This is a genomic window from Roseivivax jejudonensis (assembly GCF_900172265.1).
GTDB classification, from domain to species: Bacteria; Pseudomonadota; Alphaproteobacteria; order Rhodobacterales; family Rhodobacteraceae; genus Roseivivax; species Roseivivax jejudonensis.
In genome coordinates this window covers 130,258-145,768 of record NZ_FWFK01000007.1, presented here as the reverse complement: position 1 = coordinate 145,768, position 15,511 = coordinate 130,258, and the positions used below count along the sequence as shown (strand labels likewise).

Below are 15,511 nucleotides of genomic sequence, written 5' to 3'. Positions count from 1 at the left end.
GCCGCACCGCGACCGGCCCCGCGATGCGTGCCCCCGCCCGCCGGAGGACCCCGACGCCGTGAGCTACCTCGAATACACCGTCAAGACCGTGCCGGGCGGCTGGCGCAAGGCGCTGTTTCTCAACTGGCCGCTGATCGTGCTGCTGGCCGCGGTCGCCTGCGTCGGCTTCCTGATGCTCTACTCGGTGGCCGGCGGCCAGATCGGCACCTGGGCGGAACCGCAGATGAAGCGCTTCCTTCTCGGGCTCGCGCTGATGTTCGTGGTGGCGATGGTCCCGATCTGGTTCTGGCGCAACATGTCGGTGCTGGCCTACCTGATTTCCGTGGGCCTGCTGGTCATGGTCGAGTTCTTCGGCTCGGTCGGCATGGGCGCGCAGCGCTGGATCGACCTCGGCTTCATGCGCCTGCAGCCCTCCGAGCTGATGAAGATCGCACTCGTGATGGTGCTCGCGGCCTACTACGACTGGCTGCCGCTCAAGAAGACGTCGCGCCCGCTCTGGGTCATCGTGCCGGTGATCCTGATCCTGATCCCGACCGGGCTCGTTCTCACGCAGCCGGACCTCGGCACCGCCATCCTGCTGCTGGCGGGCGGGGGACTGATGATGTTTCTCGCCGGCGTGCACTGGGCCTATTTCGGCGCGGTCATCGCCGCCGGCGTCGGCTTCGTCTCGACGGTGTTCAAGTCGCGCGGCACCGACTGGCAGCTTCTCAAGGACTACCAGTTCCGCCGCATCGACACCTTCCTCGATCCGTCGACCGATCCGCTGGGCGCGGGCTACCACATCACGCAGGCCAAGATCGCGATGGGGTCGGGCGGCTGGACCGGGCGCGGCTTCATGCAGGGCACGCAGTCGCGGCTCAACTTCCTGCCGGAGAAGCACACCGACTTCATCTTCAACACGCTAGCCGAGGAATTCGGCTTCGTCGGCGGCGTGTCGTTGCTGGTGCTCTACGTGCTGATCCTCGTGTTCTGCATCATCTCGGCGCTGCAGAACCGTGACCGTTTCTCGTCGCTCCTGACGCTCGGAATCGGCCTGACCTTCTTCCTCTACTTCGCGGTCAACATGTCGATGGTGATGGGGCTCGCACCCGTCGTCGGCGTGCCGCTGCCGTTGGTGTCCTACGGCGGGTCGGCGATGCTGGTGCTGATGATCGCATTCGGCCTCGTCCAGAGCGCCCACGTCCACCGGCCGCGATGACCCTGACGATCCTCTTCGCCGCCGGCGCCGACAGCTGGGCCGCCTACGAACGGCCGCTGCGCGCCGCCCTTGCGGAACACCTCGGGAATCGCGACGCCGAGGTGGTCACCGACGCAGCCCCCGAGAGCGTCGACTACATCGTCTACGCGCCCGACAGCTGGCTGAGCGATTTCACGCCCTACACGCGGCTGAAGGCGGTGCTCAACCTCTGGGCCGGTGTCGAGAACGTCGTTTCGAACCGCACGCTGACCGCGCCGCTCGCGCGGATGGTCGACGACGAGGGGCTGACCCAGGGCATGGTCGAATGGGTGACCGGACACGTGCTGCGCCACCACCTCGGCATGGACGCCCATATCGTCAATCCGGACAGACGCTGGGACCACCAGCCGCCGCCGCTCGCGACCGAACGGACCGTCGCGATCCTGGGTCTCGGGGCCCTCGGCGCCGCCTGCGGCACCGCGCTGTCCGATCTGGGATTCCGCGTGCGCGGCTGGAGCCGCTCCCAGAAGGGCGTGCCGGGCATTTCCTGCCGCGCCGGCGAGGAGGGCCTCGCGCCCACGCTCGACGGCGCCGATATCGTGGTGCTGCTGCTGCCGGACACCCCCGGCACCCGCTGCGTCCTGAACGCGCGGTCGATCGCGTGGCTGGCGCCGGGTGCCGTGGTGATCAATCCGGGGCGCGGCGCCCTCGTCGACGACGACGCGCTTCTCGCCGCGCTCGAGTCCGGGCGTCTGTCCCACGCGACGCTCGACGTCTTCCGCACCGAACCCCTGCCCCGCGAGCATCCGTTCTGGGCGCATGAACGCGTGACCGTCACGCCGCACATCGCGTCCGAGACGCGCGCGAGCTCCGCCGCCCGCGCCATCGCCGCCAACATCGCCCGCGCCGAGGCCGGCCGTCCCCTGAAAGGCCGCGTCGACCGCGCGGCCGGCTACTGACAAGGACCACATCCATGGTGACCATCGCCCCGTCCATCCTCGCCGCCGACTTCGCGAATTTCGGCGCCGAGATCGAGGCCGTCGAAGCGCAGGGCGCCGACTGGATCCATGTCGACGTGATGGACGGACATTTCGTGCCCAACATCACCTTCGGCCCGCAGATGTGCGCCGCGATCCGGCCGCACGTGAAGACGGTGATGGACGTGCACCTGATGATCGCCCCGGTCGATCCCTACATCGAGGCCTTCGCCGCCGCCGGCGCCGACATCCTGACCGCGCACGCGGAAGCTGGCCCGCATCTTCACCGCACGCTGCAGGCGATCCGCGCCGCCGGATGCCGGCCCGGCGTGGCGATCAACCCCGGCACGCCGCCCGACGCGGTCCGCCCCGTCCTCGACCTCGTCGACCTCGTCTGCGTGATGACGGTCAACCCCGGTTTCGGCGGCCAGGGCTTTCTCGACTCCATGATTCCGAAGATCGCGCAGCTGCGCGCCTGGGCGCCGGACATCCATATCGAGATCGACGGCGGCGTGGGCGCCGGCAACGCCCGCCGCCTCGTCGAGGCCGGCGCCGACGTGCTCGTCGCCGGATCCTCGGTGTTCAAGGGCGGATCGGTCACCGATCCCGCGGCCTACGGCGCCAACATCCGCGCGATCCGGACCGCGGCGACCTCCGTCGCCGCCTGACGCCCGGGCCGCGCGCCAGCGGGTGGCGCGGGACGCCTCCGGCGGGAGTATTTTCGCCAAGAAGAAGACGTGGGGTGTCGGGGTCGGCAGCGGGTTGGCTCGGAGGGGCGGGCCGACGCGACCGGCGGCGCTGGCGCGGGCGGATGGCGCGGGACGCCTCCGGCGGGAGTATTTGCGCCAAGAAGAAGACGGGTGCGCGAGGCTCGTCGGTCCGGGCGGGTCGGGTCGGCCCGGGGGTGGGCGACCCGAACCGCGTGGGGCGGCGGGCCGCCGGGGGGCGGGTCCGTGTCTGCGCGGCTTGCTGTCGGCGACGGAGGGGGCCTGGTGCGGGGGGCCTTTCGGCGCCGACGGTAATCGCCTAGACAGCACGGCGAGCCGACATTCCACAGGAGCGTGACGATGGCGTCATACCAGTACGTCTACCACATGGACGGGGTCTCCAAGACCTATCCCGGCGGCAAGAAATGCTTCGAGAACATCCGGCTGTCCTTCCTGCCCGGCGTGAAGATCGGCGTCGTGGGCGTGAACGGCGCCGGCAAGTCGACGCTGATGAAGATCATGGCCGGGCTCGACACCGACTTCAGCGGCGAGGCCTGGGCCGCGGAGGGCGCGCGGGTGGGCTACCTGCCGCAGGAGCCGCAGCTCGATCCCGCGCTCGACGTGCGCGGCAACGTCATGCTGGGCGTGGCCCAGAAGCAGGCCAAGCTCGACCGGTTCAACGAACTGGCGATGAACTACTCGGACGAGACCGCCGACGAGATGGCGGCGCTGCAGGACGAGATCGACGGCGAGAACCTGTGGGATCTCGATTCGAAGATCGACGTCGCGATGGAGGCGCTGCGCTGCCCGCCGGACGACGCCGACGTCACCACGCTGTCGGGCGGCGAGGTTCGTCGCGTGGCGCTGTGCAAGCTGCTCCTCGAGGCGCCGGACATGCTGCTCCTCGACGAGCCGACGAACCACCTCGACGCGGAGACGATCGCGTGGCTGCAGAACCACCTGATCGAATACAAGGGCACGATCCTGATCGTCACCCACGACCGCTACTTCCTCGACGACATCACTGGCTGGATCCTCGAGCTCGACCGCGGCCGGGGCATTCCCTACGAGGGCAACTACTCGGCCTGGCTCGAGCAGAAGCAGAAGCGGCTCGCGCAGGAAGCGCGCGAGGACAAGGCCAAGAGCCGGACGCTGGAGCGCGAGCTCGAATGGATGCGGCAGGGCCAGAAGGCGCGGCAGGCCAAGTCGAAGGCCCGGATCCAGGCCTACGAGAAGATGGCGAACCAGTCCGAGAAGGAGCGCGTCGGCAAGGCGCAGATCATCATTCCGAACGGGCCGCGGCTCGGCTCGAAGGTGATCGAGGTCGAGGGCCTCAAGAAGGCGATGGGCGACAAGCTCCTGATCGAGGACCTGACCTTTTCGCTGCCGCCGGGCGGCATCGTCGGCGTGATCGGTCCGAACGGCGCCGGCAAGTCGACGCTGTTCCGCATGCTCACCGGGCAGGAGGCGCCGGACGACGGCACGCTGGACTACGGCGACACGGTGGAGCTTGCCTATGTCGACCAGACCCGCGACGACCTGACCCCGACCGACACGGTCTGGGAGGCGATCTCGGGCGGGGCCGAGGTGATCAAGCTCGGCGATGCCGAGATGAACTCGCGCGCCTATTGCGGCGCCTTCAACTTCAAGGGCGGCGACCAGCAGAAGGTGGTCGGCCAGCTCTCGGGCGGCGAGCGCAACCGCGTGCACATGGCACGGCTGCTGAAATCGGGCGGCAACGTGCTGCTGCTCGACGAGCCGACCAACGACCTCGACGTGGAAACGCTGCGCGCGCTCGAGGACGCGCTGACGGATTTCGCCGGGTGCGCCGTGGTCATCAGCCACGACCGCTTCTTCCTCGACCGGATCTGCACGCACATCCTCGCCTTCGAGGGCGAGGCGCACGTCGAGTGGTTCGAGGGCAACTTCGAGGATTACGAGGAAGACAAGAAGCGCCGGCTGGGCCCCGACGCGGTGGAGCCCAAGCGGGTGAAGTTCAAGAAGTTCGCGCGCTGAGGATCGGGCGGGGGTGGACTGCGCCGTTGTTCGGATGGCGCTTGTCCCCCGGGCGCGGCACACCATCTCTTGCGTGTGGCCCCGCCTTCACCCCTGATCCGGATCGGACCTTCATGAGCTCCATCGACGACACGTTCTCCGCGCTCGACGCGCGGATCACCGCCCACAGTGCCAAGACCGCCCGGCAGGCCGCGCGCTCGTCGGCGCCGGCCCCCGCCAGCCGCGCGGAGGTCACCGACCGCGCCGCGCGCGAGATCATCGAGGCGGAAGCCAATCGGCGTGCCGAAACCACCGCGCGCCTCAAGGCCGAGCGGCTCGCGCAGGCGCGGAAGGACGCGGCATCGTGATATCGAATACGCTGGACAGCCCGGCTGGTTGCTGTCATAGCGTGCGGGCTAACGATCTTCTTTCGGCCTTGCTGCTCTCCGACTACCGGCACTCAGCTCTATCGATACAGACGTGAGTTCGCCGGGCTGCCGCATTCCCGCGGGCAGCGGAAACAGACAAGGATGCCCCTCATGGCAAACGGTACCGTCAAGTGGTTCAACGCCACCAAAGGCTTCGGCTTCATCGCTCCGGAAAGCGGCGGCAAGGACGTGTTCGTGCACATCTCCGCCGTCGAGCGTTCGGGCCTGACCGGCCTGCGCGACGACCAGAAGGTTACCTATGACCTCGAATCCGGCCGCGACGGCCGCGAGAGCGCGGTGAACCTGCAACTGGCCTGAGCCGGCCCGCGCCACGCGCACCGTACGACGAAAGAAAGGCCGCCCGACGGGGCGGCCTTTTTGTGTATCCGGCAGGTCGCTGGCCCGTGGGGCGACGGACCGGCAATCACGGTGGGGCCGTCAGAGACGCTTCTTCGCGTACTTGACCACGCCGTTCACGATCTTGCGCTCGGCGCTCTGCTTGCGCACGGGGCGGTTCGTCGGGCGATGCGCGCCGTGCGCCGGACCGCGCGACTTGCTGCGCGCATAGGTCGAGGCCGCCTTCTTCACGAGTCCTTTGATCGACATCTCGAGATCCTCCGTCTCAGGTCTGGTTGCCGGTAAAACGCATCGAACACGGGCCACGGTTCCCGGAGCGACGCGATCCGGCAGCGGCGATCCGCGCATGGACTTCGCGCGCCGCCCGGCGCAGGCTCCGGGCGCATGCGCCCTGACAACCCGCCCCTCGGCATCTCACTGATGCTTCTGTTCTGCCTGCTGGCGCCGCTGGGCGACGCGCTGGCCAAGATCGTGGGCGACCGGGTTCCGTTGTTGGAACTGGTGTTCCTGCGCTTCGGGGTGCAGGTGGCGATTCTCGTGCCGCTGGTCGCGATGACTCGGCGCGCCTGGCTGTATCCGCCGCGGATCATGGCGGTGATCGGGCTGCGGACGCTGTTCCATATCGGCGGCATCGGGCTGATGTTCCTCAGCCTGCGCGTCCTGCCGCTGGCCGATGCCATCGCCATCGCCTTCGTGATGCCGTTCGTGCTCCTCCTGCTCGGCTGGCTCGTCCTGGGCGAGGAGGTCGGACCGCGCCGGCTTGCCGCCTGCGCGGTCGGGTTCTGCGGCACGCTCATGGTGGTGCAGCCGGCCTTTGCGGAGGTCGGGCCCGCGGCGCTTCTGCCACTGGGAGTCGCGGTGTTCTTCGCGCTGTTCATGCTGGCGACCCGCAGTATCGCGCGCGAGACCGATCCGGTATCGCTGCAGGCGGTGTCGGGCACGATGGCGATCCTGCTGCTCGGTCCCGCGATCCTCGTTGTTCCGGGTGCGGAGTTCGACTGGCGCCCGCCCGGGTCGGTCTTGCCGCTGATCCTCGCCATGGGCGCGCTCGGCACGGCGAGCCACCTTGTGATGACGTGGTCTCTGCGCTTCGCGCCCGGGGCGACGCTGGCGCCGATGCAGTATCTCGAGATCCCGATCGCGACGTTCTACGGCTGGGCGATCTTCGGCGACCTGCCGGACGGGCTGGCGCTTGCAGGGATCGCGGTGACGGTGGCGGCAGGTCTTTACGTCATATTGCGCGAGCGGGCCACGATGCGGGCCGCGCGGCAAGCCCCGCTTCGAGCGACCCCGCCGCCGCCGCCGGCAGAATGACGAGCATCCGGGGCGCGTCCATGAACAAGGTGACCGGGCCCGTGGCGGCGTTCGAAGTGCCGACCGCGCCATCGGGCGCAAAGGCGAGCCCTTCGATCGGCCAGCGCAGGCCCGTCGAGCGGCCGGCCACCGGGGCCAGCGGCCAGAGAGACACGCGTGTGCCCGGGTCAAGGTCGAGCGTCACTTCCGGAGGCAACAGCGCGACCGTATCCGACGGGCCGGCGAGAAGGCAGGTCCGGTCGGGATAGCGCGCGAGAACCGACAGGACCGCCAGCGCGTGATCGAGCCGCGCCCCGAGAAACCCGTGCGCCAGAACGAGCGGCGCCCGAATGTGGCGCAGGCACTTGTCGAAATCGGTCGAATCCTGTTCGGCGATGTGGTGCAGCCGCTCGGACGGGATGCTCGCCAGCGCCGATTGCGAGATCGAATCCATGTCGCCGATCACGGCATCGGGGGAGATGCTCTCGGCGAGCAGCCTGTCGGCCCCGCTGTCGGCCGCCACGATCCCCGACACGCGCGCGGATGCGGCGCGGAGCGCGGGCCCGGAGGTCTCTCCTCCACCCACGAGAAGCACCGCGCCGTCGCGGCAGAGGATCGGCTCGCTCATGCCGAAGTGATGACGTGGCATCAACCGGAACACAATGAAGTCACGAAATGATACCCTGCGGGGCACAGAGTCGTTCCGGTTTGGTCCCGGTCAGTTTGGTAAACACTCTGTTGCAATACGAACGAAAGTGAGCCGCCCATGGTCAGTTCGAACAAGATCCTCACGGTTTCCTACGGCACCTTTTCGTGCACGCTCGAAGGGTTCGACGATTCGTTCGATACCATGAAAGCGATTGCGGAGTACTTCCGCGACCTCGCCCAGGACGACCGATACTTCGGCGCCGAGCCGCCGACCCCGGACGCGGAGATGCTGGCCCGGATCGCCGAGCGCGAGATCTCGCGCCGCGTCGAGGCACGGGTTCAGGACGGCAGCGTGGTGCTGCGTCCGTCGATTGCGCATCAGGCCGCCGCCGCCCAGGCCCGCACCGAAGAGCCCGCGCCGCAGGCCCACCCGGCCGCACCGGCCGACCGTCCTGCCTCGGGCACCGGAAATGGCGGGCTCGCGGCCGCGGCACAGGCCTCCGGCGCCTTCCCCGCCGACCCGGAGCCGCTGCAGAGCGCTGCATCCGCCGCCCGTCCGGCCGCGCCGGAGCGGGCTGCACCGGATGTCGCCGCCGCACGACCGGCCGCGCCCGAGCCGGCGGCGCCGCGCCCCATGCCGTCCGTGGATTTCGACGATCCCGACCTGGCCGAAGTCGCCCTCTACGATGGCGATCCCGAGCCCGTTCGCACGCCGGCGCCGGCCACCGAAAGCTCGGTCGCCGCCAAGCTCGCGCGGATCCGTGCCGTGGTGTCGCCGCGCACCGGGGCCGCCGCGGGGGCCGCGACGCTGGCTACGCAAGCCGCGGCTGCCAGCCGCACCGAGGAGGCCGCGCGCCTCGCGGCAGTGGACGAAAGCACCGATTCGGCGGCGATCGCCCCCGCGCCTGCAGCCGATGCCGCGCCCGGCTCGTCGGTCGAGCAAGACGCGCCGGTGGCTCCCGACTCGGCGGAGATCGCCGATGCGGCGTCGTTCGACGAATGGACCGATGATTCGCATCTCGATGCCGTGCAGGGCACGACCGACATCCCGGCGGGCTACGACACGGTCTCGGAGAGCGCCCCTGCCACCGAGGACACCGATTTCGGCCCGACATTCGGCGCGGACGATGCCGCACCGGTGACCGAGGACGACGCGACGCCTGAAACGACGGAGGCATTCGACGCCGAGGCCGCGCCGGCCGCCCCTGCGCCGGAGCTGCAGGCCCATGACGCGCCCGCGGCGGACGTCGCCCCGGCCGATCAGGTCGAAGACGATGCGGAGATGCCTCCCGAGGCCACCGCCGACATGGATGTCGCGGAGCCGTGGCATGGCGACGCACCGCAAGACGCGGCGCCCCAGGCCGAGGTCGACGACGCCCAGGAGGATGACGAGGTCGCGTCCCGCGATGTCGCGGCGCACGCCACGACCGACATCGAGGCCGGCACCGAGGACGACACGCTCGGCGCGGCGCTCGATGCGACCAGCGACATCGAGGCGACCGAGGACGACGCGGACGACAACCTCTTCACCGACACGATCGCCGCCGCCATCGCGGCCTCGCGATTCGACGCCGAAGACGAGGCCTCCGACGCACCGGACGCCGACCCCCGCCCGGCCGGCCTGCCGCTTGCCGGCTACGAGGTCGACCCGTCGGACTACGATCTGGCCGATGAAACTGCCGGGTCGGCAACGGACAGCGACGGAGTCGGCGACGATACGGACGACGAGCGCCCGGCGCCGCACCTGCGGGTGATGAAGGTCAAGCAGGCGGAGTGGGACGCGGCCGTTGCCGCCGGGACGCTCGAAGCCGTGTCCGACACGGAAGCCGAGACGGCGGAGGACGACCGCGCCACGAGCCTCTCCGACGAAGACGAAGAGGACCTCGCCCGTGAGCTTGCAGCGCTCGAGGCCGAACTCGCCGGCGACCTGTCGGACGCGCCCGCGCGCGCGGACGCCGACGATGCCGAGAGCGAGGACGTGGCCGAGACGCCCGCCCCGACCGAGGCGCCGACCCCGGTGGACCTCGGGCTGCAGGTGGCCGAGGACGACGCCGAGTTCGAGCGCGAGGTCGACGCGGCCTTCTCCGATCTCGGCTTCGAGGACCGAACCGCCGCGAGCGATGCCGACGCCGCGGAGGACGACGACCTGAGCGAGGCCGCGTTCTCGGACGGCGATCTCGACGACGATGACGACGACGAGACCGGCACACTCGAAGGCGCGCGCCGCGCGGTCAAGCTGTCGAGCCCGGGACGCGCGATGCTGACCGAAACGCCGGTCGAGCAGGACGAGGGCGCGATGTCGCGGCTGATGTCCGAGACCGACAAGGAATTCGAGGAGCCCGAGGGCAACCGCCGCCGGTCGGCTATCGCGCATCTGCGTGCGGCCGTGGCCGCGACCCGCGCGGACCGCCTCCTCGGCCGCCGTCGCGACGACAGCGAGAAGGCAGAGCCCTACCGCGAAGATCTCGCGACGGTGGTGCGCCCGCGCCGTCCGCAGCCGGTGACCGACGAGGGCGCGGCCGCGCCGCGCACCGCACGCCCGGCACCGACCCGCCCGGCACCGCTGAAGCTCGTGGCCGAGCAGCGCGTGGACGATCGCGGCGAAACGGAAGCCCGCCCCGGCGACGCCGTCCGGCCGCGCCGGATCCACCGCGACGCGCTCGACGAGGCGCCGGCCGCGACCGCGGACGGCCCGAGCTTTTCGGACTACGCGGCGTCGGTCGGGGCACGCGACCTGCCCGAACTGCTGGAGGCGGCCGCCGCCTACATGTCCTTCGTCGAGGACCGGCCGCAATTCTCGCGCCCGCAGCTGATGACCAAGCTGCGCGAGGCCGAGGCGGCGGAGTCGAGCCGCGAGGACCGTCTTCGGAGCTTTGGCCAGCTGCTGCGCGAGGGCAAGATCGCCAAGCTCGAGGGTGGCCGTTTCACCGCGTCGGACCGGATCGGCTTCCGCCCGAAGCGCGCTGCGGGCTGACATCCTCGCGATATCGGGCAGGACCACGGGCGCGGCCGAGGCTGCGCCCGGCTGCGTTCGGCCCCTGCCGGCACGTCCTGCAACGGGTGGCCGAGCCCCGGGGGCGCTGCCCCCGGACCCCCGGGGTTTACCGGCAAGATGAAGGGGATCCGGCGCGCGGCATGCCGCCCGGGCGCGTCACTCCTCGTCGGGCGGCGCCTCGCGGCCGACCCCCTTGAAGACGAACTTCAGCGGGAATGCCCAGAGCACGCCGAGTGCGACGTAGATCAGCAGCTCCACGAGGATCGGCGGGCGCTCGAACATCGTCATGATCGTCGAGGCGATCACGATGTAGACCGGCAATCCGACGATCAGCACGAGCAGCGCGAGGCGGCGGCGGGTGGAATGTCTGAGTTCGGCCATCAATCGGCAAATGGATCGGTCACGAGGATCGTGTCGTCACGTTCCGGTGAGGTCGACAACAGTGCCACCGGGCACTCGATCAGTTCCTCGACCCGGCGGACATACTTGATCGCCTCTGCCGGAAGGTCCGCCCAGGAGCGCGCGCCCTCGGTCGATTGCGACCAGCCCGGCATCTCCTCGTAGACGGGGGTACAGCGCGCCTGCTGGTCGGCTGCGGTGGGAAGGTAATCCATCCGCACGCCGTCGAGCTCGTAGCCGGTGCAGATCTTCAGCGTCTCGAACCCGTCGAGCACGTCGAGCTTGGTCAGCGCGATTCCGGTCACGCCGGAAATCGCGCAGCTCTGGCGCACGAGGCAGGCGTCGAACCAGCCGCAGCGGCGCTTGCGACCGGTGGTGGTGCCGAATTCGTGCCCGCGTTCGCCGAGGCGCTGGCCGTCGTCGTCGTGCAGCTCGGTCGGGAACGGACCCTCGCCCACGCGGGTGGTGTAGGCCTTCACGATTCCGAGGACGAAGCCGACCGCATCGGGCCCGGCGCCGGTCCCGGTGGTCGCCTGCCCGGCGATCACGTTCGAGGAGGTGACGAAGGGATAGGTGCCGAAATCGATGTCGAGAAGGGCGCCCTGGGCGCCTTCGAACAGGATCCGGCGGCCGGCGCGGCGCTTGTCCTTCAGCACTTTCCAGACCGGCGCGGCGTATTGCAGGATCTCGGGGGCGATCGCGCGCAGATCTTCGATGAGCGCGTCGCGGTCCACCGGATCGAGGCCGAGCCCCGCGCGCAGCGCGTTGTGGTGCACGAGCGCGCGGTCCACCCGCAGCTCCAGCGTGCGCGCGTCGCCGAGGTCGGCGACACGGATCACCCGGCGCCCGACCTTGTCCTCGTAGGCCGGACCGATGCCGCGGCCGGTCGTGCCGATCTTGGCGACGCTGTTCTGCGCCTCGCGCGCGCGATCGAGCTCGCCGTGGAAGGGCAGGATGAGCGGCGTGTTCTCGGCGATCATCAACGTCTCCGGCGTGATCTCGACGCCCTGTTCGCGAATCCCGGCGATTTCCTTCACGAGGTGCCAGGGATCGAGCACGACACCGTTGCCGATGATGCTGAGCTTGCCGCGCCGCACCACGCCCGAGGGCAGCGCATGCAGCTTGTAGACCTCGCCGCCCACGACGAGCGTGTGGCCCGCGTTGTGCCCGCCCTGGAAGCGGGCGATGACGTCGGCACGCTCGCTCAGCCAGTCGACGATCTTGCCCTTGCCCTCGTCGCCCCACTGGGCGCCCACGACCACCACGTTCGCCATTCCTGCCTCGCTGGACTGCGTTCAAACGTCGCCCTCTTACAGACAGCCGTGGCGGCGGAAAACCGTTTTCGCGGCCGACCGCGGCTCGGCCCACCTCCGCCGAGGCGGCTGCGGCATGCTGTCGCAGAATCTTCACAAAGCGCGTCAGGACGCCGTGCCGCCCCACGTCGTCGCGGGCTGACACATCCGAGCGTCAGCCAAGCACGACACCGCGACCACGACGACCACGACACCGAGACAGTGATGAGGTGACATGACCAGACGATCGACGACCGCCATTGCCGCGCTTCTTGCCGGCGCCGGGTTCGCCCCGGTCGCCTTGGCCCAGGGCCAGGACCAGTCCGCGCGCATCGCCGCGCTCGAGGCGCGCGTCGCCGAGCTCGAGGAGAGCCGCAGCGCGCCCCTGACCTTCGGCAGCGAGAGCGGCACGGAAGTCGAGTTCTACGGCTACATCAAGAGTGACCTGATTTACGATTTCGACTACGAGCTCGGCAACACGACCTTCGGCCTCGTCGGCATCGGGCCGGGGCTGGACGATGACGCTGGCGCGTTCACGGGAACGGTCAACCAGACCCGCCTCGGCTTCCGCACCACGACGCAGACGTCGCTCGGCGAGCTGGGCACGCAGGTCGAGATCGACTTCTACGGCGCGACCGGTGCGTTCTCGGATGCCGGGCCCGAACCGCGCCTGCGCCATGCAACGGCGACCCTCGGCGGGCTGCGGCTCGGCAAGTACTGGACGACGTTCATGCCGCTGTCGTCCTACCCGCTCACGCTCGACTTCCAGGGCGTCGTGGGCATTCCCTTCGCGCGGCAGGAACAGGTCCGCTACACGCAGGAATTCGGCGGGTCGTTCTCGGCCGAGATCGCGCTCGAGGATTCCAACGCCGATGCCGACAGCCCGGTGCTGATCGGGGCGCTGGCCTACGACACCGATCCGCTGCTGCTGCGCGGCTCGATCATCGGCGGCCGGGTCGAGGATGGCGACGGCGACGAGCAGGGGGTCTGGGGCGTCAACCTGTCGACCACCACCCAGCTCTGGGAGGGCGCCACGCTCGATGCAGCCTACACCTACGGCGAGGGCATCGCGTCCTACCTCGTGTTCCTCGGCGACGACCTCGACGCGAACGGCGATCCGATCGAGGTGCAATCGGCCTATGCGGGCCTGAGCCAGACGGTCGGCGAGGACTGGACCTTCCGGGCGATATACGGCTGGCGCGAGAACGAGACCGGCGTCGACGGATCGACCGAGCAGCTGCAATCGGTGCACCTGAACGGCGAGTACCAGCTGACCGAGCGGATGAGCTTCGGCGTGGAGTACTTCCACGGCATGCGCGACACGTTCGGCGGCGGGTCGTACGACACCAACCGCATCCAGACCTCGTTCCAGGTCGACTTCTGAAAAAGGCCGGGGGCGCGGCCGCCCGCGCCCCCGGTCAGCCCGTGACGGTCAGGCCGCGAAGGTAGGCGGCGGCGTCGCGCGCATCGACCGACGCTTCGCGGATCAGGCCGTCGAAATGCCGGGTCAGCGACCGGATGCGGCTGCTTTCGCGGAACGCGAGATAAAAGCGGCCGACATAGATCACGCCGATCAGCGGACCGAAGAGCGTGATCGGCGCGCTGAACACGCGCCGCGCGTCGAAGACGAAGACCCGCAGCGCCGGGTAGAACTCTTCGCAGGTCTCGGCCAGCCGCGCGATCTGCTCGGCGCGCGCCGCGCGCCCGAGCCCGCGATAATACCCCTCGCCCGCCGCCAGCGCGTCCAGCTCGTGCGCGGGAACCGCGATCTCGTAGTCCGACAGCCCCTGAGACAGGAGCTCCGAACGGTCCTGCATCGCGCGGATCGCCTGATCCGGCGTCTTGCCGAGGAACGCCGCGTATTCCCAGCGCATCACGGCCTCGGTCTTCAGGAGATCGGGCAGGGTCGCCGGGACATGGCGGATCTTGTAGCCTGCCGCTTCCCGGTGCCACTCGAGCAGCTGATCGTCCGAGGCCGTCCGCTCGGCCTGGGTCAGCTGCACCGCGGCATCGACCACGTCCCCGGGGCGTTCGGGTCGGTCGGTCAAGCCGAGAAGCCAGTCCGTGCTGACGCCGAGGGCCCGGGCGCATTCCGCGGCGAGGTGCGCGTTGGGCAGGCGATCCCCGGCCGCATCGAGCAACTGCGAGACGGTCGAGCGGTTCACCCCCACCGCCCGCGCAAGCACGCTGCGATTGCTCTGGGCGTGCGCCATCGCGGTGTCCAGGCGTTCGCGAAACAGCTCTGCCCGGTGCCGCTTGTCCGTGATGGTAATCATTGTTCCGTTTCCAAAACATCCGCTGGTTTTTGGCCACCAAATTGGGAATACACCACGTCGGCGCGCTTCGGTACCCGTGTTGTCGAACACCGGACAACAGGAGGACGACATGGAGACGCGGGCACGCACGTGGGTCAAGGCGATCGGCTGGCAGCTGGTGGGGGTCGTGGTGATGACCCTGCTGGGCGTTCTCGTCACCGGCTCCGTCGGGGCCGGCGGCACGCTCGCGCTGGCATCGGCCGGCCTCGGGCTCGTGACCTACGTCCTGTACGAACGCCTCTGGGCGCATATCTCCTGGGGACGCCTGCCCGGCGGCCGGGGCACGCGCGACGCCTGACGCCACGCACCGCGTCGCGCTGCGCACGCGGCTTGCGGCCCGCGACAAATTTCCCTAGACACCGGCCAGCATTCCGAGAGGCCGCCCGTCATGGAAAATGTCATCCTGATCGTCCACCTGCTGCTCGCGCTTTCGCTGATCGGCGTGGTGCTGATGCAGCGCTCCGAAGGCGGCGGTCTCGGCATGGGCGGCGGCGGTGGCGGCGCGATGAGCGCACGCGGCGCGGCGACGGCGCTTGGCAAGCTGACCTGGATCCTCGCCACGGCGTTCATCTGCACGTCGCTTGTGCTCACGATCCTTGCCGCGGCCGATACCTCGGGCAGCTCGATCATGGACCGTCTGACCGGCGAGAGCGCCGGGGCGGGCGCCGCGGACGACGGCGCCGGAGACGACATCGACATCGACGGGCTCCTGCCGCCGCCGGCGGCCGGAGAAGGTGGCGAGGACGATGGCGCTCCGCTCGTCCCGCGGGCGGACTAAGGACCGTCAGCACCACCACACGTTGCGGGATCGTCGCGCTGACGCAACAGCATCTTGCGGTCGTATTGCCATGCCGGCGCGAATCCGCTATTCCTTAAATCCCGTGATGCTGCGGTCCTTCGGGCCCGCGGGAGCATGAACAGGCAGACG

16 protein-coding genes are annotated in these 15,511 nt (G+C 69.6%); 11 read left to right on the top strand and 5 right to left on the bottom strand.

Features of this window, described 5'->3' with window-relative positions; translation table 11 throughout:
• Positions 1 to 58: 58 nt before the first annotated feature.
• The 6 genes from rodA to ROJ8625_RS17460 all read left to right on the top strand — a co-directional run bounded on the left by rodA (position 59) and on the right by ROJ8625_RS17460 (position 5,602).
• Complete coding sequence (gene rodA / locus ROJ8625_RS17485) at positions 59 to 1,198, top strand: rod shape-determining protein RodA (protein WP_085793206.1); 1,140 nt, start codon at positions 59 to 61, stop codon at positions 1,196 to 1,198.
• Positions 1,195 to 2,136 carry a 2-hydroxyacid dehydrogenase gene (locus ROJ8625_RS17480; protein ID WP_085793205.1) on the top strand — a complete coding sequence of 314 codons (942 nt, stop codon included), beginning with the start codon at positions 1,195 to 1,197 and terminating at the stop codon, positions 2,134 to 2,136. The genes rodA and ROJ8625_RS17480 overlap by 4 nt, the downstream gene beginning before the upstream one ends.
• Before the next feature lie 14 nt (positions 2,137 to 2,150).
• Complete coding sequence (gene rpe / locus ROJ8625_RS17475; protein WP_085793204.1) at positions 2,151 to 2,822, top strand: ribulose-phosphate 3-epimerase; 672 nt, start codon at positions 2,151 to 2,153, stop codon at positions 2,820 to 2,822.
• A 399-nt stretch (positions 2,823 to 3,221) separates the two neighbouring features.
• Positions 3,222 to 4,877, top strand: a complete 1,656-nt coding sequence (ettA, locus tag ROJ8625_RS17470) for an energy-dependent translational throttle protein EttA (RefSeq protein ID WP_085793203.1) — start codon at positions 3,222 to 3,224, stop codon at positions 4,875 to 4,877.
• Between the two features lie 113 nt (positions 4,878 to 4,990).
• Entirely contained in the window at positions 4,991 to 5,224 is a 234-nt protein-coding gene (locus ROJ8625_RS17465) for a hypothetical protein (RefSeq protein WP_085793202.1), read from the top strand.
• A 171-nt stretch (positions 5,225 to 5,395) separates the two neighbouring features.
• Complete coding sequence (locus ROJ8625_RS17460; RefSeq protein WP_085793201.1) at positions 5,396 to 5,602, top strand: cold-shock protein; 207 nt, start codon at positions 5,396 to 5,398, stop codon at positions 5,600 to 5,602.
• Positions 5,603 to 5,722: 120 nt separating this feature from the next.
• Here ROJ8625_RS17460 and ROJ8625_RS21075 read toward each other — a convergent pair whose 3' ends face one another.
• Positions 5,723 to 5,890 (bottom strand): hypothetical protein, encoded by a 168-nt coding sequence (locus ROJ8625_RS21075; RefSeq protein WP_159456794.1) that lies wholly within the window; start codon positions 5,888 to 5,890, stop codon positions 5,723 to 5,725.
• A gap of 135 nt (positions 5,891 to 6,025) precedes the next feature.
• Between ROJ8625_RS21075 and ROJ8625_RS17455 the strand changes: the two genes are divergently transcribed.
• Complete coding sequence (locus ROJ8625_RS17455; protein WP_085793200.1) at positions 6,026 to 6,955, top strand: DMT family transporter; 930 nt, start codon at positions 6,026 to 6,028, stop codon at positions 6,953 to 6,955.
• Here ROJ8625_RS17455 and ROJ8625_RS17450 read toward each other — a convergent pair.
• Complete coding sequence (locus ROJ8625_RS17450; protein WP_085793199.1) at positions 6,873 to 7,562, bottom strand: thiamine diphosphokinase; 690 nt, start codon at positions 7,560 to 7,562, stop codon at positions 6,873 to 6,875. The two genes, ROJ8625_RS17455 and ROJ8625_RS17450, sit on opposite strands and share 83 nt — an antisense overlap.
• Before the next feature lie 138 nt (positions 7,563 to 7,700).
• On the opposite strand from ROJ8625_RS17450, the gene ROJ8625_RS17445 reads away from it, so the two are divergent.
• Complete coding sequence (locus ROJ8625_RS17445; protein ID WP_085793198.1) at positions 7,701 to 10,556, top strand: midas domain-containing protein; 2,856 nt, start codon at positions 7,701 to 7,703, stop codon at positions 10,554 to 10,556.
• Between the two features lie 177 nt (positions 10,557 to 10,733).
• On the opposite strand, the gene ROJ8625_RS17440 is transcribed toward ROJ8625_RS17445, so the two are convergent.
• Both ROJ8625_RS17440 and ROJ8625_RS17435 read right to left on the bottom strand, forming a co-directional pair.
• Positions 10,734 to 10,958, bottom strand: coding sequence for a DUF2842 domain-containing protein (locus ROJ8625_RS17440; protein WP_085793197.1), 225 nt, complete (start codon positions 10,956 to 10,958; stop codon positions 10,734 to 10,736).
• Complete coding sequence (locus tag ROJ8625_RS17435) at positions 10,958 to 12,250, bottom strand: adenylosuccinate synthase (RefSeq protein ID WP_085793196.1); 1,293 nt, start codon at positions 12,248 to 12,250, stop codon at positions 10,958 to 10,960. Before ROJ8625_RS17435 ends, ROJ8625_RS17440 begins: the two co-directional genes overlap by 1 nt.
• 253 nt (positions 12,251 to 12,503) lie before the next feature.
• Between ROJ8625_RS17435 and ROJ8625_RS17430 the strand changes: the two genes are divergently transcribed.
• The gene (locus ROJ8625_RS17430; protein ID WP_085793195.1) at positions 12,504 to 13,652 is read left to right on the top strand and encodes a DcaP family trimeric outer membrane transporter; all 1,149 of its coding nucleotides are present in this window, start codon (positions 12,504 to 12,506) and stop codon (positions 13,650 to 13,652) included.
• Positions 13,653 to 13,686: 34 nt separating this feature from the next.
• Here the strand turns inward: ROJ8625_RS17430 and ROJ8625_RS17425 are convergent, their stop codons facing one another.
• Positions 13,687 to 14,544: a helix-turn-helix transcriptional regulator gene (locus tag ROJ8625_RS17425; RefSeq protein WP_085793194.1), complete on the bottom strand. Its 858-nt coding sequence runs from the start codon at positions 14,542 to 14,544 to the stop codon at positions 13,687 to 13,689.
• A gap of 109 nt (positions 14,545 to 14,653) precedes the next feature.
• On the opposite strand from ROJ8625_RS17425, the gene ROJ8625_RS17420 reads away from it, so the two are divergent.
• Together ROJ8625_RS17420 and secG are read left to right on the top strand one after the other, a co-directional pair.
• Positions 14,654 to 14,881: a DUF2061 domain-containing protein gene (locus ROJ8625_RS17420; protein ID WP_085793193.1), complete on the top strand. Its 228-nt coding sequence runs from the start codon at positions 14,654 to 14,656 to the stop codon at positions 14,879 to 14,881.
• Positions 14,882 to 14,971: 90 nt separating this feature from the next.
• Positions 14,972 to 15,361 (top strand): preprotein translocase subunit SecG, encoded by a 390-nt coding sequence (secG, locus tag ROJ8625_RS17415; protein WP_085793192.1) that lies wholly within the window; start codon positions 14,972 to 14,974, stop codon positions 15,359 to 15,361.
• Positions 15,362 to 15,511: the final 150 nt, after the last annotated feature.

Coding starts and splice junctions, on each gene's coding strand:
- ROJ8625_RS17425 (WP_085793194.1), bottom strand. CDS start 14,544: ATGATTACCATCACGGACAAGCGGCACCGGGCAGAGCTGTTTCGCGAA.
- ROJ8625_RS17440 (WP_085793197.1), bottom strand. CDS start 10,958: ATGGCCGAACTCAGACATTCCACCCGCCGCCGCCTCGCGCTGCTCGTG.
- ROJ8625_RS17465 (WP_085793202.1), top strand. CDS start 4,991: ATGAGCTCCATCGACGACACGTTCTCCGCGCTCGACGCGCGGATCACC.
- ROJ8625_RS17430 (WP_085793195.1), top strand. CDS start 12,504: ATGACCAGACGATCGACGACCGCCATTGCCGCGCTTCTTGCCGGCGCC.
- ROJ8625_RS17435 (WP_085793196.1), bottom strand. CDS start 12,250: ATGGCGAACGTGGTGGTCGTGGGCGCCCAGTGGGGCGACGAGGGCAAG.
- ROJ8625_RS17455 (WP_085793200.1), top strand. CDS start 6,026: ATGCGCCCTGACAACCCGCCCCTCGGCATCTCACTGATGCTTCTGTTC.
- ROJ8625_RS17420 (WP_085793193.1), top strand. CDS start 14,654: ATGGAGACGCGGGCACGCACGTGGGTCAAGGCGATCGGCTGGCAGCTG.
- ROJ8625_RS17450 (WP_085793199.1), bottom strand. CDS start 7,562: ATGAGCGAGCCGATCCTCTGCCGCGACGGCGCGGTGCTTCTCGTGGGT.
- ROJ8625_RS17445 (WP_085793198.1), top strand. CDS start 7,701: ATGGTCAGTTCGAACAAGATCCTCACGGTTTCCTACGGCACCTTTTCG.
- ROJ8625_RS21075 (WP_159456794.1), bottom strand. CDS start 5,890: ATGTCGATCAAAGGACTCGTGAAGAAGGCGGCCTCGACCTATGCGCGC.
- rpe (WP_085793204.1), top strand. CDS start 2,151: ATGGTGACCATCGCCCCGTCCATCCTCGCCGCCGACTTCGCGAATTTC.
- ettA (WP_085793203.1), top strand. CDS start 3,222: ATGGCGTCATACCAGTACGTCTACCACATGGACGGGGTCTCCAAGACC.
- secG (WP_085793192.1), top strand. CDS start 14,972: ATGGAAAATGTCATCCTGATCGTCCACCTGCTGCTCGCGCTTTCGCTG.
- ROJ8625_RS17460 (WP_085793201.1), top strand. CDS start 5,396: ATGGCAAACGGTACCGTCAAGTGGTTCAACGCCACCAAAGGCTTCGGC.
- ROJ8625_RS17480 (WP_085793205.1), top strand. CDS start 1,195: ATGACCCTGACGATCCTCTTCGCCGCCGGCGCCGACAGCTGGGCCGCC.